This is a genomic window from Moraxella sp. Pampa (genome assembly GCF_035181385.1).
In the GTDB taxonomy this organism is placed as follows: Bacteria; Pseudomonadota; Gammaproteobacteria; order Pseudomonadales; family Moraxellaceae; genus Moraxella.
In genome coordinates, this window is record NZ_JAXCJK010000001.1 from 438,454 (window position 1) to 453,295 (window position 14,842).

Below are 14,842 nucleotides of genomic sequence, written 5' to 3' on the forward strand. Positions count from 1 at the left end.
CTAGTAATCCACCCCAGTCTTTTCCAATAATGCACGATACTCAGCGATTTTTTGTTGCTGTATCTCATACTCTTTGTCCCATGCCGAAAACATACCATGCATCAAGACATAGATAAAAATGGCCAAGGCACCATAACCCAGCAGATTTTCTAACAATTTTTTCATCATATAACTCCATCGGTTGTGATTGATAAGAATATTATAGGATTTCCTTTATTATTTGTCAATAAAATAAAGGTATATTTTAAAAGAAAACCATTAAAAAATACAAAAGCATTTGATTTAAAAAGAAATTTTAAGCATAAAAAAACCACCCATGGGGTGGTTGGTTTTTGAAACTAAATAATCATGTCCTGATGTTTCCTATAACCAAAAAAAATTTATAGGTTGTGCGACAAGCAAAAATACAAGTTGCTATAACCAGTCCAATGATTGATACAAACAAAAAAGACTTGATATAAAATAAAGAAATTAAACACGCAACGATGGATAAGAACAGCAATAAGCTTAATATTTTGCTACTTAAAATAAGATTGTCATAATGCCCTGTAATCATCATATTTTTGATAAGTATGGTTGAAGACAGGCTGGCGATAATCGCCAGCAAGGCAAAAAGAAAACCCAAAAAAAGTCCCAAACAAAGAAATAATCACCTTGGCAAAATCCTTTTGATCTGCTACATCCATTAAACAAAGGTGCGAAATTGATAAGTAGCAGACAATAGCAGCCCCTAAACCGCTAATTAGCAGCCATTTGATAAGCTCTTTGCACTTTTTCAATTTCATCCAACTTCTCTATATAGGCATGGGCAATTTTGTGGTATACATCATTATGATCGCATTTACCTTTAGTGTAAGAGAAATTATTGTCAATGTAAAGAATTTTTGTTGCAAGAAGATCGATGGGGGACAACTCTTCGCCCTCTAAAGTCTCGGCTTTTACCTCAAGTTTGGTGGCTCCCAGACCCATAATGTTAGTGACATTACTCAAAATATCTAACAACCAACCATTCTTACTGGCAATTCTTAATATTTTATATATTGCCATATAACCACACCTACCACCGCTCCATCACCGACCAATGCCACACCCAGCCGATGAGATTAAAGCCGTTTTGCTCCCTTTGCTCCCCTGTGATCTGCCAATCAGGGTAAGTATCGGCATTGTCCGAGACCACACGCAAACCGTTATTGGGCAGGCGATATAAGCGTTTGCACATGAACAGCCCGCCATACTCGAAGACGAAAATTTTACCATCTTTGATGGTCTCTTTGGACATATCCACCCAGATAGTATCGCCGTCATTAATCGTTGGGCTCATACTGTCGCCATCGGCAAGAGTGGCAAAAATCTGGTCATGATGACTGCCAATGCGGTCTATCGTGGCTCGGCTCATGCGTAGCCGTCGCCATTCGTTTTCAAGAGCCACACCATCTGCCCCATGTCCGCACGCCACGCCGAAGTCTTTATAAAACGGCACCGCCACCTCGTCATCGTCTAGGGGCGTACTGCCGTCCCAATCGCTGACAGGCTCAAAGTTTGGGCTGATATTAGTAACCAAAACAGAAGCATTCATCTCTTCTTCGCCTGTGGCAAGCCAGCTGGGATTTACTTTTAAGACTTTTGCGATTTCTACAATCTTGCCACTGCTTTTTACCAATCCACGCTCAAGCTCGCTATAACTTGCCTGTGTAATACCTACCGCTTTGGCAACATTAGCTTGGGTTAAATCTGTTTGTTTTCGAGCGTATTTCAGTCGGTCTTTAAGCTCCATAGCAGCTCCTAGATTTGGGTTATTATTACATTATAAAGGTTTACCTTTGGTTCGTCAAAAAGGAATTTTTTTATAATATCTTGACTTTGAAATGGATTTCCTTTATTATTTTCCTTTATTTAAAAGGAAATATTTTTATGAATAAAAATCCAACCATTGGCAAATTGATCACAGAGTTTGGTAATCAGGTCAAATTAGCAAAAAAAGTAGGTGTAAAGCAAGGAACAGTCACAGGATGGTTAAACAATAGACACGGTATGCGTGAAATTTACGCCCTAAAAGTTGAAAAACTCACTAATGGTAAATTCAAAGCCGCTGACCTTTGCCCCAAATTAAAAGAGCTAGAATCCTTATGAACACCCAAAGCCAAAGTGCCACCCTGCTCGCCCATCTAAAAACCGCCCCCATCACCCACAAAGAAGCGGTACAAAAATACTTCATCATGGGCTTTTTAGCACGCATCAGCGAACTGCGTCAAATGGGATATGACATCAAAGATTACTACCAGACCTCACCCACAGGAGCAAGGTACAAGGTCTATCATCTGCAAAAGAAGGAGACAAGCCATGCTTAGCACGCTCACAGTAGATACAACGCACACACAGCACATCACACACAGCCATCGCCCACCGACCAGCCAGACCAACCCAGTCGGCTATCTGCATCAGCTGTTCTCTTGTGGTAACAATGCCATCAGACGCCGTCAAATCGCTGTCCGCTCCGACCGCCTGATCAACGAAATCTCGGCACGCTATGGCTACCGCAAGGTCGTTGATAAAACCGCCTGTTATGTCAAAATTCGGAGCTAATCATGTCAAATATCCAAACAAATCACACACCCACAACCTTGATGCACAAGGTCATGCACCATTTTGGCGATTGGGAGCTAGACACCGCCCACATGACCCGCACCGAAAAATCCATCTATTTTGATATGCGGACGCTCTACCTAAAAGAAGGCAGGCCACTCACCGACAACCTGCCCCTATTAGAACGCCTGCTGTGTTGCCACAATGACGAAGAAAAAACCGCTCTTGCTTTTTTGTTGTCGCATAAATTTCGCCACGACAAAAAACGCCAAGCCTATCGCCACAGCGACTGGGACACCCAAATCAAAAACTACAAATTCGCCCATTACAGCGACAACACCAATATCGTAGGTAACGCCAGTAACGCAGGTAACGAAAAAATAACGGCAGGTAACGGCACAGGTAACGCAAAAAGTAACGCAAAACCGTTATCCAACGCCGAGCGTCAGCGTCGTTATAAACAGCGTCAAAAAATGCTTAAAACCCTGATAAATAAAGGCATTACCGTACCTTTAAAGGCGACTTTTGACACCATTTTATGTCTATTTAATAAGGTTGTGGGTAACGCCAGTAACGCAGGTAACGACAAAAATAACGCTAAAAATAACGCCATAACCAATAACCAAGAACCAATAACCAATAAGCTAGCTACCAACGAAACAAATTTTGAAAAAATTGATGAAACAACGCCAAAGCGACCATCTACGGTCAAAATACCAACAACGCCAGACCCAACATTTGTGTTTAGTCAAAGACAAAAAGACATCTGCACCGCCAAAGGCATGAATATTGACGAGGCTTTTGCCAAGTTTCGCTTGTTTTACACATCTCGTAATTTCAACTGCACCGAGCAGACTTGGATTGCCATGTTTGATAATTGGCTAACCAAAGAACGCCTACCGTCTGCTCTCAATGCAAAAACTAAGGCAGATACAGGGTCAGTAACCCCCACAGGCGAAAGCTACAAGGATTATATTGCCAAAATCATGGCTGAAAACCGAGCCTTTGCCATCAAGCACGGCATGGTCAATTAGGGGGCAATCATGCGAGTGTATCACAATCCCACCACGGACCAGACCGCCGTCATCAACAGCAACAAAGCAGACCAACACGGCAAAATCTGGGTAGAAATTGATGGCAAACTGCCCATACAGGTCAGCTATGAAGAATTCATCTGCCAATTCACCACCATCATGGAGCTAAAATCATGAAAATCCTAAACCAAAAACCCAAAACCAACAAAAAACCAGCCAAACCCCAAAAACACCGCCATATCATCAAGCGTGGGCAAATCTGGACACCAAGCGATGCTGCTCATCACGATGTCATCATTGCAGGCACCGCCTTAGACCGTGTGTATTTGCAGTATGTTGAAAACCCAGAGTTTAGCTTCATCATGGACAAGGCGACATTTTTAAAATACTACACATTCCAACGATACCACCACCAAACGCCACCAGCTTGCATTCTCTACAATGAGCCATTTTTCGCCTGATTGGTCGCTTGTCGGTGCTTTTTGCCATCGCAATCAACCGCAATGATCCAAATACCCAAAAATCAGCCGTATTTGCCATGCTAAGCCCCTTATTTCACCGAGTTTTACACCACCTAGCTCACCTTGTTCTTGCACCCATCCCACCCTGCAATCAAAGCAAGACATTAAAACCCCGCAGGCGGCGAGGGCAACCGCACGGCATCGTGTAGGCAGATTGGCGGTTTACGCACGCAGGTGGCGTTTGAATTGATGAAAGGTGCAAAGGTAGCAGGTGAACGACAAAAAACGCCCTAGCGTGCGTTATATCGCAGATTTTGTGTATATCAAACGGTGTGAAAGGTGTGCAAGTCGTGGAAGATGTTAAAAGCCCCTAGACGATAGGGGCGAGGGTTTTTAACAATTTAAAGATTTTTGTTAGAGATTTTTGGGGTCAAGGGCTTTTAGGGCAAGTCCGATGAGACGGGCTTGGGCGATGCCTGTCTTATCGGATAATTGCTTTAAAAGCTCTACATCATCTTTGTGCATACTAAATGTCTTTTTGACGATGCCATTTCGCTCGTCAGAGGCTTTTTGGATTTCGGCACGAGTTTTTGGCTTGGCAACGATTTTTGGCATTTGACTTATTCCTATGTTGTGGTATGATGATGGGTAAGGAATGTGTTAGGCGGTACGCTAATACCACCTAACACCCCACTTGATAACGGCTAATTATCGTGTGGGCTTATTGCTTACCAAGCATTATTGCTAATGAGTAGTAAGACAATAAGGACGATGACTTTGACTAGTGCTTTCATCGTTCTTTTCCTTATTTTTTGCGGTAGCGATGGTTACCGCTATCCCAACTTAGCAACCCTTGCTAAGTTTTTGTATTATATCCTTACATACACTAAAAGTCAAGTATTTATTAGTATTTTACTAAAAATATTTGACTTTTTTTATTTTGGCTTGACAAAGGGCGAAATTCCGCCATTTGAAATATTACACAGATTGAGCTGATTTTTGAAGATTAGGGATTGACAAAAGTAGGCTATTTTAGCCCCTTTTCATATGCCTTAACTGCTTCTACAATGAGCTGGTTTTGGGGCAATCCCAAACGCTCTGCAACTTGTTCAATCATAGCGATGTCATCTAAGTGCAGCTTAAAGGCTTTGATTTTAATCCCCCTTTTGGCATCGCTATCAGCTTGGATTTGGGTGCGTGATTTGGGGCTTGTGGTAACTTTTGGCATTTGACTTTTTCCTATGGGTTTGTTAATATAAAAGATAAGGAGTGGCTAGGCGTTTCCCCCTAACCTGCCGTGAGCGTTGCACCGCTTTTAGGCTTTTCTTGGTATTACCAAGCTGGTGTGCTTAGTAACAACAAGGCAATGATGATTAGCACTTTGACAAATGTTCTCATTGCTTTGTACTCCCTATTGATAGGGTTTAAGCCCTATGGCTCATCTTCACATCATTGTGTTGATGGTGTATATTATAGGTTAAACCTACACTAAAGTCAAGCATTTTCCTTAAAATGTTTGACTTTTTTATCGCCTTAAAAACCATTTGACACACTGGGGAAAGTGGGCATAAAAAAACGGTCAAATGACCGTTATTGTTTAGCTAAGCACTCAATGGCGAATTGCACTGTGTAAGGCATAGGGCGATAATTAGGGTCATCGGTATGCACCAAATAATACCGCATCACCCGCTTGGATATGCCCAAAAGATGGGCGGTTTTGCGTTGTGAAAGCCCTGCTTTTTCAAGCAAAGCTCTGATGTAAGTGGGGTCGGGGTTGTATTTGGGTATAGTTGCAGTTATAATAAACAAAAGGTTTACTTAAGTAAACAACTTATGAAGTTAATTAAAGGCGTAATTATGAATAAACTGTCTCCATTTTTGGAGGGCGTGATGTCAGCAATGATGTTATTACCAAGTACAGTATCAGCGGAGCCACGCTACATTCGCCCAACCAATGTAGAAGTGCAGCCAAGCGGTATTGCACAAGATTGGCAAGCAGTCGGTGTGGATATGTCCAATGCCAGCAAAAAGGTTGGCAGTTCACTTGGAATGGTACGCTATGAGCCAAAAACAGCGTAAAAGGTGCTATTATGGTTGATATTAGCCGTATTGACTTAGGTGCTTTGGACAAAGAGAACTTAGAGAAGGTAAAACTTATGCTAGACATCAGTAAAATCCAAGCCGACATTGAAATGACACGCCAAAGCGTTGGTAAAAATCAAGTGGACATTGAAAGCATTCGCCAGAGCATTGCCGAAAGCCAAGCCAGTGTAGAGCAAATGAAAGCCAATACTGCAAAAATGCAAAAAGAAATGGCGTGGTTTCCGTACCTACAAATCATCACAACCATTTTGACAGGCGGTGTGGTGGTGTTTTTGCTAACCAAGTTGTTACAGTAATTAGCCAATTTGTCAAAAAGTCCGCATTCACTTAGAGTGTGGATTTTTTTATTGACAAGGGGCAATCCGTGGGCTACTCCCCCCTTGATTGTCTTGGCGTGGGCAACAATCGCCGCTTTGATTGCCCCACTGGCTGAGCCATAATGAGCGGTCAAGGCTTGCAAATCATCATAAATTGCCTGTTCATTTTGACTAAATGTTAGGCTAATTTGTTTGATCAGCTTAGCACGGTAATTGGCTTTGGCTCTTTTGCTGTATTCGGTATTGCTGTATTTTGACATTGGATAATCCTTGTGGTAATATAGGGATAAATGTAAGGAGTGAGCGGCGCTTCCTATCCGCTCCGCCATATTAAGCCCTTTTGGGGTTTAACTTAGGCGTTTATCTTAATACGCTGGTAAGCTGTATAAGATAAAGATACCAATGATTACAAGTTGTACGAGAACTTTCATCATCTGCTCCTTACCCTAAAAGTCAAGCATTTATGTTAAAAATGGTTGGCTTTTTTTTATTTCTTTCAAGGAGCAAGATTATGAAAATTGAAACAACAACACAATCAGAACTCATCATTCACATTAACAACCAACACCCCATAGAAGTACTAGACTTTACGCAGTCTATGGCAAGTTTCGCTTTAGAATATAACCATCACAGCAAATCAGATGACTTCAAACTCTACATCAAAGAAGTCAAATCAGGCTCAATCATCGCCACACTCGTTGCTGCCGCCCCTACTTTGCTACCCTTCGCCGAACACGCCAACAGCGTGATAGAGTTTGCCACGCACCTAAAAAACGCCTTTGACAGATTGACAGGTAAGCCATCAGATACCGCCCTTGATATGACAAGCCTTACCAACATCACAAAATTGGTTGAGCCGATTGCCAAAGATAGGGGAGCGACTTTAAACATTCACACCATCAATGTCTACGGCAATGTAGAGAACAGCTTTAATGTAACCAATCTTGATGCCAACGCCATTCAAAACAACGCACGGCGTGAAATGGAAGGCTTAAAAGAACCCATATCCGCCTATCAAAATAAGGTGGTTTTGTACTTTTCACAAGCTCGTGGCGATAACAAAAAAGGCGATAAAGGCATTATTGAACTTATCAGCAAAAAAGAGGTTAAGGTAGCTTTTGATAGCCAAGAACTTAAAAGCCGTATGATTATTGAGGCTGACCACAACATCTTTGATAGGGCTTATATCGTTGATGTCAAAGTCCAAACCGTCAATGACAAGCCTGTACTCTACACCATCACAGAATTTTATGAAAGTATTGAATTGGGGGATTGACAAAGGATATGGCTTGGGCTATGATATGTGCAAGGTCTCAAAAGCCTAACACTTAACGGTAATCACCCCGTCAGCGTGAATTTTTTATGCCTAAAAAAAGTTAATCCGATACGCTTTTGCATAAAAAAGCATAGTCCTTTTTGATTATGGTTTACGGTGCGATGAAATAAGGTTGCTTGCAACACGAATAAATCCGCCTGATTAAGTGCAGGTTTTGAGCCGTAAACCGCCCTAATTTTCCCAAGTACCTAATTTAGGTACTCCGAAAAAAGGGTAAATTTAACCACTCAAAAAGGTAACACTCCGTACCGTCAAATTGACGGTACGATAAAAATCAAAAAACGATTGACATTAAAAGTCAATTATTTTATAATAATTGTAATGGTGCTCGTAACACCTTTCCCAAAAGCGTTCCCCACAAGCGACATCTGTGGCATTTTTTTATCTATACTTCTTGAATTATGGGTAAGATGGTGCATATCGTGAGAATGTACGCACGACTTTTGGCGTGTTACGAACATCTTATCCGCCCTTTTCGTAAGGGGCTAAATTCCAACCAAAAGAGGTATAGAATATGCAATCCTTAACTTTCCAAAATCTTTCATTAACCCCTGTTGCAATTGATGCTCAAATTTGGCTATCGTCTGCTGACCTTGCTAATGCTTTGGGTTATTCTCGTGTAGACAATATTACAACTATCTACAATCGCAACGCAGATGAATTTACTTCATCAATGACCGCCCTTATCCCCAACCCAAAAATGAAAAATGCCAATATTCGCATTTTCTCCTTGCGTGGTTGCCACCTTATCGCTATGTTTGCTCGCACCAAGGTTGCCAAGGAGTTTCGGGGGTGGGTGCTTGATATTTTGGACAAAGAAGTTGGACAACCGACAATCCAAAAAACCACCGCCTTTGACCGCACGCCACTACGCCAAGCGGTAACCGCCCTATGTGTCAAACTTGGCATCATGCACCCAGAGGCGTATGCTTTGGTGCATCAGTACATGGGCGTGGAGCATATTGACGAAATCGCTATGGACGACCTACCAAAGGCGGTCGCCTATGTGCATGGCTTGATGATTAAGAGCAGCCAAACAGACACTCCCCAATTATTAAAAGCGTGTGCCAGACATTTAAAAGACTATACCAATTTATTAAAATCATTAAGACACTTTCCCTTGCTTGATGAACAAATCGCTCGCCATCGCCATAATGGTGTGGCAATGACGCACAATCAGTTGATCAAACTGCTGTATGATTATTAACCTGCCTGCTCATCTGCTCCATCAAACAGATCTGGTGTGCTGTTTTGGCTGGGCGGTTGTTTGCTCAAATTATGATAAAGGTTGTCATTTATGATCAGTAAGGCTATAATAAAGTGCCATTTTACCCCAAATTAGGAGTAAATCATGACCTTGACACCGCAAACTGTGCAACAAATCCAACAGAATTTTATCAAAGGCGTTCGCCCCAATGTGCAATTAAGCCCAGAGCAACGCCGTATCATTGATAACTTTCGCCCCACTCGCCAAGAGATTAACGAAGCCTATGCCAAAGCAATCAAGGTGGTGAATGAGCGTGCAAAATAAGGCTTATAATTACATTTATTCGCTTTTGGTCACCGATGAAGCAACACTGCAACATTGTCGTGTTGCACCAATCATTAACCTGCCTACTCATCTGCCCCATCAAACAGATCTGGTGTGCTGTTTTGGCTGGGCGGTTGTTTGCCTTGGGGCAGGCAGATGGCAGGGTCTGGCGTGGCAGATGGCGACAGCTCGCCATCGCACTCACAATGATAGGTGCCTGTCCAGCCACAAGATAGGTTTTGGCACTGCACCCACAGACGGCGAAGCAGTATATGCTCTGTTCTGCTGGTGCGGACTCGGACGGTTTTTTGTTTGCAATGTGGGCAGATCCAAGGCATTGATTTAAGCTCCTGTTTTTTTTTGCCATTATATCAAGAAATTTTTGTCAAAAGTCATTGCCTGATTGGTTTTTTAGCTTTGGCGTGTTGCTGTTTTTTGGCGGTGCGTGCTTGTCTTGCGTCTTTAGATTTTGGGTTTTTGCTGGTTTTAGATGATTTGGGTTTTTTGGGTTTTTTGTTCTTTTTGTCTTTATCGCCTACGGTGATGGGTGGTGTGGTCTCATCTGACTTGGATAATAGGCGTTCGCATTCAATGTCGCAGGTATAGCCTGCATCGTCCAGCTGATGCACGACATTGGTCAGCGTCCAATCTTGTGCGTCTATGCTGTCTTTTAGACCGATGACGATGACAGGCATTTGTGGCATGAGCAAAGGGTCGCCATGAGCCAGCGTGTAGGACAGCCTTGCGGTGTCTCTGCGAGCTCGGCGGTAGGCAGCGATAGCGGCAGTGGTGGCACTTTTTTGGTCTCGATGCACATAGCGAATCTCACGGACGCTGTCATCTTCTGTGCCAACCAGCACAGGCACTTTTTGGTTTTTGGCGACATCATAAAAATATGCTCGTACGCCTGAGATGCTGTCGGCGTTTTCGGTGTAGCGATGTCGGTCGCCCAAAGAGCGTGTAATGATCATGGTGGGCAAAGGCTCGCCAGAGACGCTCTCATGCACGCCAAGTGGCATCATGAGCAAAATATCATCTTTGATCATCGCTACTGCATCTAATTCTTCTGCAAGGCGTGTCAGCAGGCTGATGTCTGATTCGTTTTGGTCAAGATGATAGATGTCTTTGCCTGCCAGCTGTGGGTGAATCTTGGCGGTCAGTCCGTGTTCGTGGGCGATTTTTTTTATGATACTGCCAAGCGTGGTTTTTTGAAAACTCCGCTCTTTTTTTTGGCGAATGGTTTGTTTTAAATCGGCGGACATGGCTCGAATGATGAGCATATCAGGCGTGCCTTCGTGGGTGATTTCATTGACAATGAACGCCCCTTTATAGACCAAAGATGTCGCATGATGACCCAAATACAGCTCAATGAACGCCCCCTTTAATGGTATTTGAATCGCCCCATCGTGGTCGGATAAGCCAAATTCAAGCGTGTCGGCTTCTAGCCCTCGGTTGTCGGTTAAGGTCAGGCTGACAAGGCGTGAATGAATGCCATCGGTCATATTTTGCCCGTTGATGATGAGCGACCAGATGGGCCGTGGATAATCATGCTCTGGCGTGTCTGTGGATAATACAGCAAAATCTGCCCTTGCTTGCAGCACGGTTTTGCCCTGCTGTTTGAGTGCGTCTATGCGTGGATGCGTCATAGAATGTGTCATGTCAATACTCCTAAATCGTCTCTCAATTCTCGCCAAAACCGCCATCACCTTGTATGACAGCACCACCCTCAGCACGCAAGGTGTTATCTTTTAGGGTTTTTGGCGTGCTGATTTGTTTAAGTTCAATGGTAAATTCCACCTTTTTGGCTGTGCCATTTTTAAAAAATATGCTGTGCGTCTCGCTGATGGACTCAATCACATACTGCCCCCACACTCGGCCGTTGCCACATATGAGCGGATAGGCTCGGCCTGTGTCTGCCATGTCGGAGAGTTTGATCAAAGATTTTTGGTTGCCAAATTCTGGGACAATTGAGCCTGACAGCGTGATGGTATTCTCGCCACGCCCGATGAACTGATAGGCAGGCAAAGTACCGACACGGCTGTTGGATGCGTGTCGCCACTGGGTCTTTTGGACAAGCTGGTCATAGGCGGCGGTGCTGATACGAAATACGAACATACCGATGATCATCATCATAAGCTATCTCCTTGGTTTTGTTTGGGTATTTTGGTTAATCGGTCAATCTGGCACGATGGCGTGCGGATAATTTTGCTTGATGTTTTTGGATTTCTTCACGCACTCGCATGGCCAGCGTGCGTTCGTCCATGCCTTTGTCTGCGTTGATGGTGATGGAAAAATGAGTGGTTCCATGATCAATATTGCTGTGCGTTGCTGATGTTGCCATCATTGCTGGTGCTGACTTGGCCAGCGTCATGGTGGCAGGCTTTGGGGTGTTGTCTTTGACATCAAGCAGTGGTACAGAATGCAACAGATGCTGTACCATGGGGCTTTTGGACATCGTGGGGGCAAGCACACGCACCAAATCACCAGCCAAGCCTGTCTGCTTTGTCATGGTATTTATGTTGGTCATCTTAGCCACCTGCCCTACCACCGCTGGCTGACTTAAATAATCCATCACACCGCCATAGGTCTTTTTAAGCGGTTCAAAACGGCGGGCAATCCCTACTGTCATGCCGTCCATGATATGACCACCAATGCTACGCATGACACGGCTGGGGCTGTGAATGGCCATGCTTTTTTTTGAAAAACTTGGTATGTAGGAATTGACGGTTTTCCATAGGTTTTTTAGGCTCTCAAAGCCTGAACTGATGCCACCGATTAGACCGCCCATGATGTTTGCTCCGATGCTACGCATTGTTGCCCCAAGTCCAGACAAATACCCCAGCACCGCACGAAACACCGACATGATGGCAGACAAAATCGCATTGTTGCCAAAAACAGCAACCAAACCATGCCAAGCGTTGCCAACATTAGAGCAGATTTCGCCTACTTTGGCAGACAGCACGACTTTGGCAGATTCAAATTCGGCTTTGGCAGACTCCCACAAACTGCCTGCCTTTTTACTGATGGTGGTTTTGGCAGATTCAAAACCACTTACCAAAGACGACCAAAAACCCTCACCAAAGCCTGCCACACCTTGATGTGACTGCTTAGATTGAAACACACTCCAAAAATCATTCCACAGCTTGGCGACCTTGTCTTTGTACTGTGTGATTGTCGCCACTACTGTGTCAAATTTTGCCCCAAGACCAGAGAAAATATCGCCAATGCTGACTTGTCCATCAAACAGATCTGTGATGTTTTGCCAAATGCCTTTTAATAGATGCCAAGCGTTGTCAATCGGTGCGGTCAATAGCAAAAACGCCTTTGCCAAAAATTTGCCCACCGCCTGACCCATACTGCGTGCGTTGCCTTCGCCTGCTTGTGTCAGATTAAAAAAGTCTGCCAAATGGTCAAACACTGGCATAATCAACGAGCTAAGCTTGTCAAATGCCGCACCAATGCCATCAAAAATCGGCTGTAATGGAGCAAACCCCTCTTTGATGCCCTCCCAAACACCTGCAAAAAATGCCTTGATTGGCTTCCAGTATTTATAAATCAAAAAAGCACCGCCAGCAATCGCTGCTACCACCCAAGTCAGTGGGTTGGTCAAAAGTGCCATACTAAACGCACGCACACCCCATGATGCCAGTACAAACCCTTTACGCACCATGCCAAACAAGCTGGATATAGATTTAAGACCGCCAATCACAGGACCAAGCAGCGTCTTAAACGCACCGCCCAATCTCAACGCATCAACAGACGCTTTGGCGATCATCAGATTCAGCCCTGCAAAGGGCATCACCAACAATGCCACCGCCCCAGCCACTGCCGTGATTGCCGCCAAAACACCCATCACACCCACCGCCGCCATCGCCAGATATTTAGCAATCTGTGGGTTTGCCTGTATCCATGCACTCACTTTGTCAATGATGGCAGAAAAACCATCAGCAATCTTGCCCACCACAGGCAATAAATGCTTGCCAAAATCTTTGCCCAAGTTTTGTAATTTGACTTTGGCTCGTTCAATCTTGGCAGCTGTGGTTGAAGTTGCGGCGGTGTATTCATCATCAGCAGAGCCACCGACTTTATTTTTATCCTTTAGGTCAAAGGCATAGCTTTGGAACTTGGTTGGGTTATTCATCATCTGCGTCAATACAGGCAAGGCCTCATCACCGCTGATGGTGGCGGCAAATGCCAGCCTTTGTTCTTCTGGCAGTTTGGTCAGCAGATGAATGTATTTGCTGATGGCCGCTTGTGGGTCTTTGAGCATATCTACCGCCATCTGCTCGGCAGTTGTTCCTAGCGTCTTCCATGCTTTTTGTGCAGATTTGGTGGCAGATGTTCCTTTGGTGAGTGATTTGATGATGTTTTTTAGGCCTGTGCTGGCATTTGATGGATCAATACCAGACAAAGAGGCCCCCATCGCTGCGACCAGCTCACCAGAGACGCCAGCGGCAGCACCGACAGAGCTGACTCTTTGCACCACTTCTAGGATATGGGCGGCGTTGTTGGTGGAGTTGTTGCCCAGATAGTTGATTTGGTCGGCCAGATGCTCCACCTCATTTTGCGACAGCTTGAGCGTGGAGCGAAGCTCGGCGATGGACTGACCCACATCAGATGCTGCCATGTCCCATGCTACCGAAATCTTGGCGGTGGATTTGGCAAATCGTATCAGCTCATTTTTGGCAATGCCCCCTTGGGCACCGTTTGCGACAATGGCAGCGACATCAGCAAAACTCTTGCCCAATTGATTGGACATTTGGGTCATCTGTGCTTCAAACTGATGATATTCTTGGGTAACTTTGCCATCAATTTTTAGCCCATCAACGACCTTGGCGACATCTGCCATAGACTTTTCGCCATCGATGGCAAGTTTGATGGGGACATTTATGGCACCAGCGGTTTGCTTGCCAAGCTGGTAGGCACCTGTTGCCACCATCAGGGCATTTGTGGCACGCTTTTTGGCCAAATCCCAGCGGTCTTGAGCTTTTTGTAATTTTTCTAATTTGGCTTGTTGTTCTTGTAGCGATGCGTTTGTCTTATCAATGTTTGTACGAATTTTACTCTGCACATCGGCAAAACTCTTACCCCCAAAACCTGCCTGATTGAGTTCTTGGCGATAGGCAAAAAGTCTATCTTTACCTTTGCTGACGGCATTTTGTAGTTTTTTAGTTTCTGATTCAGCCTTTTTTAGTTCTTGTGCCAACCGCTTGCCACCGCCTTTGGCCAGTTGCTGCTGCAAGGCGGCGACTTTTTTGCGATTATTGTCCAAGGCTTGACTGTTTTTTTCAAACTCGGCTTTAAACTTGATGAATTGGTCGTTTTTAAGCTGAAATTTTTCCAGTTTGGCCAATTTCTTTTGAGTGTCAGAAATATTGGACTGTAATTTTTTGGCAGCCGAACCCATTTTTTCTAAGGCAGAAGATAATTTATCATTACCCTGAAAATTGACATTTAAAAATAAAACACTCATGACT

At 44.1% G+C, this 14,842-nt stretch carries 22 protein-coding genes; 11 read left to right on the top strand and 11 right to left on the bottom strand.

What is annotated here, in order from left to right; translation table 11 throughout:
• The 4 genes from R0123_RS02090 to R0123_RS02105 form a co-directional block, all read right to left on the bottom strand.
• Window positions 1–165: a hypothetical protein gene (locus R0123_RS02090; protein WP_323842916.1), complete on the bottom strand. Its 165-nt coding sequence runs from the start codon at window positions 163–165 to the stop codon at window positions 1–3.
• A 371-nt stretch (window positions 166–536) separates the two neighbouring features.
• Window positions 537–785: a hypothetical protein gene (locus tag R0123_RS02095; RefSeq protein ID WP_323842917.1), complete on the bottom strand. Its 249-nt coding sequence runs from the start codon at window positions 783–785 to the stop codon at window positions 537–539.
• On the bottom strand, window positions 739–1,047 hold the full coding sequence (locus tag R0123_RS02100) for a hypothetical protein (protein ID WP_323842918.1): 309 nt from the start codon (window positions 1,045–1,047) through the stop codon (window positions 739–741). The genes R0123_RS02095 and R0123_RS02100 overlap by 47 nt, the downstream gene beginning before the upstream one ends.
• Before the next feature lie 10 nt (window positions 1,048–1,057).
• Window positions 1,058–1,774: an XRE family transcriptional regulator gene (locus tag R0123_RS02105; protein WP_323842919.1), complete on the bottom strand. Its 717-nt coding sequence runs from the start codon at window positions 1,772–1,774 to the stop codon at window positions 1,058–1,060.
• A gap of 137 nt (window positions 1,775–1,911) precedes the next feature.
• On the opposite strand from R0123_RS02105, the gene R0123_RS02110 reads away from it, so the two are divergent.
• From R0123_RS02110 to R0123_RS02135, 6 genes are read left to right on the top strand one after another with little or no spacing between them, the layout of a single operon-like run.
• Window positions 1,912–2,130, top strand: coding sequence for a transcriptional regulator (locus tag R0123_RS02110; protein WP_323842920.1), 219 nt, complete (start codon window positions 1,912–1,914; stop codon window positions 2,128–2,130).
• Window positions 2,127–2,348 carry a helix-turn-helix domain-containing protein gene (locus R0123_RS02115; protein WP_323842921.1) on the top strand — a complete coding sequence of 74 codons (222 nt, stop codon included), beginning with the start codon at window positions 2,127–2,129 and terminating at the stop codon, window positions 2,346–2,348. Before R0123_RS02110 ends, R0123_RS02115 begins: the two co-directional genes overlap by 4 nt.
• Window positions 2,341–2,583 carry a hypothetical protein gene (locus R0123_RS02120; protein ID WP_323842922.1) on the top strand — a complete coding sequence of 81 codons (243 nt, stop codon included), beginning with the start codon at window positions 2,341–2,343 and terminating at the stop codon, window positions 2,581–2,583. Before R0123_RS02115 ends, R0123_RS02120 begins: the two co-directional genes overlap by 8 nt.
• 2 nt (window positions 2,584–2,585) lie before the next feature.
• On the top strand, window positions 2,586–3,617 hold the full coding sequence (locus tag R0123_RS02125) for a DUF1376 domain-containing protein (protein ID WP_323842923.1): 1,032 nt from the start codon (window positions 2,586–2,588) through the stop codon (window positions 3,615–3,617).
• A 9-nt stretch (window positions 3,618–3,626) separates the two neighbouring features.
• Window positions 3,627–3,794 (top strand): hypothetical protein, encoded by a 168-nt coding sequence (locus R0123_RS02130; protein WP_323842924.1) that lies wholly within the window; start codon window positions 3,627–3,629, stop codon window positions 3,792–3,794.
• Entirely contained in the window at window positions 3,791–4,078 is a 288-nt protein-coding gene (locus tag R0123_RS02135; protein WP_323842925.1) for a hypothetical protein, read from the top strand. Before R0123_RS02130 ends, R0123_RS02135 begins: the two co-directional genes overlap by 4 nt.
• 414 nt (window positions 4,079–4,492) lie before the next feature.
• Here the strand turns inward: R0123_RS02135 and R0123_RS02140 are convergent, their stop codons facing one another.
• From R0123_RS02140 to R0123_RS02150, 3 genes are all read right to left on the bottom strand, one after another.
• Window positions 4,493–4,693, bottom strand: coding sequence for a ribbon-helix-helix domain-containing protein (locus tag R0123_RS02140; RefSeq protein WP_323842926.1), 201 nt, complete (start codon window positions 4,691–4,693; stop codon window positions 4,493–4,495).
• 412 nt (window positions 4,694–5,105) lie between these two features.
• Entirely contained in the window at window positions 5,106–5,306 is a 201-nt protein-coding gene (locus R0123_RS02145; RefSeq protein ID WP_323842927.1) for a hypothetical protein, read from the bottom strand.
• A 362-nt stretch (window positions 5,307–5,668) separates the two neighbouring features.
• Window positions 5,669–5,887 carry a helix-turn-helix transcriptional regulator gene (locus R0123_RS02150; protein ID WP_323842928.1) on the bottom strand — a complete coding sequence of 73 codons (219 nt, stop codon included), beginning with the start codon at window positions 5,885–5,887 and terminating at the stop codon, window positions 5,669–5,671.
• A 48-nt stretch (window positions 5,888–5,935) separates the two neighbouring features.
• Between R0123_RS02150 and R0123_RS02155 the strand changes: the two genes are divergently transcribed.
• The 5 genes from R0123_RS02155 to R0123_RS02175 all read left to right on the top strand — a co-directional run bounded on the left by R0123_RS02155 (window position 5,936) and on the right by R0123_RS02175 (window position 9,365).
• Window positions 5,936–6,157: a hypothetical protein gene (locus tag R0123_RS02155; protein WP_063513427.1), complete on the top strand. Its 222-nt coding sequence runs from the start codon at window positions 5,936–5,938 to the stop codon at window positions 6,155–6,157.
• Between the two features lie 11 nt (window positions 6,158–6,168).
• Window positions 6,169–6,477, top strand: coding sequence for a hypothetical protein (locus tag R0123_RS02160; RefSeq protein WP_323842929.1), 309 nt, complete (start codon window positions 6,169–6,171; stop codon window positions 6,475–6,477).
• A gap of 532 nt (window positions 6,478–7,009) precedes the next feature.
• Entirely contained in the window at window positions 7,010–7,774 is a 765-nt protein-coding gene (locus R0123_RS02165; protein WP_323842930.1) for a hypothetical protein, read from the top strand.
• A gap of 574 nt (window positions 7,775–8,348) precedes the next feature.
• Window positions 8,349–9,041: a Bro-N domain-containing protein gene (locus R0123_RS02170; protein ID WP_323842931.1), complete on the top strand. Its 693-nt coding sequence runs from the start codon at window positions 8,349–8,351 to the stop codon at window positions 9,039–9,041.
• A gap of 144 nt (window positions 9,042–9,185) precedes the next feature.
• Window positions 9,186–9,365 carry a hypothetical protein gene (locus R0123_RS02175; protein WP_323842932.1) on the top strand — a complete coding sequence of 60 codons (180 nt, stop codon included), beginning with the start codon at window positions 9,186–9,188 and terminating at the stop codon, window positions 9,363–9,365.
• Between the two features lie 83 nt (window positions 9,366–9,448).
• Here the strand turns inward: R0123_RS02175 and R0123_RS02180 are convergent, their stop codons facing one another.
• Genes R0123_RS02180 through R0123_RS02195 form a run of 4 tightly spaced genes read right to left on the bottom strand, consistent with a single transcriptional unit; the run spans window position 9,449 to window position 14,838 of the window.
• Entirely contained in the window at window positions 9,449–9,703 is a 255-nt protein-coding gene (locus R0123_RS02180) for an ogr/Delta-like zinc finger family protein (RefSeq protein WP_323842933.1), read from the bottom strand.
• A 54-nt stretch (window positions 9,704–9,757) separates the two neighbouring features.
• Window positions 9,758–11,023 carry a DNA primase gene (locus R0123_RS02185; RefSeq protein ID WP_323842934.1) on the bottom strand — a complete coding sequence of 422 codons (1,266 nt, stop codon included), beginning with the start codon at window positions 11,021–11,023 and terminating at the stop codon, window positions 9,758–9,760.
• 22 nt (window positions 11,024–11,045) lie between these two features.
• The gene (locus tag R0123_RS02190; RefSeq protein WP_323842935.1) at window positions 11,046–11,498 is read right to left on the bottom strand and encodes a phage tail protein; all 453 of its coding nucleotides are present in this window, start codon (window positions 11,496–11,498) and stop codon (window positions 11,046–11,048) included.
• Window positions 11,499–11,532: 34 nt separating this feature from the next.
• The gene (locus tag R0123_RS02195) at window positions 11,533–14,838 is read right to left on the bottom strand and encodes a phage tail tape measure protein (RefSeq protein WP_323842936.1); all 3,306 of its coding nucleotides are present in this window, start codon (window positions 14,836–14,838) and stop codon (window positions 11,533–11,535) included.
• Window positions 14,839–14,842 lie beyond the last annotated feature (4 nt).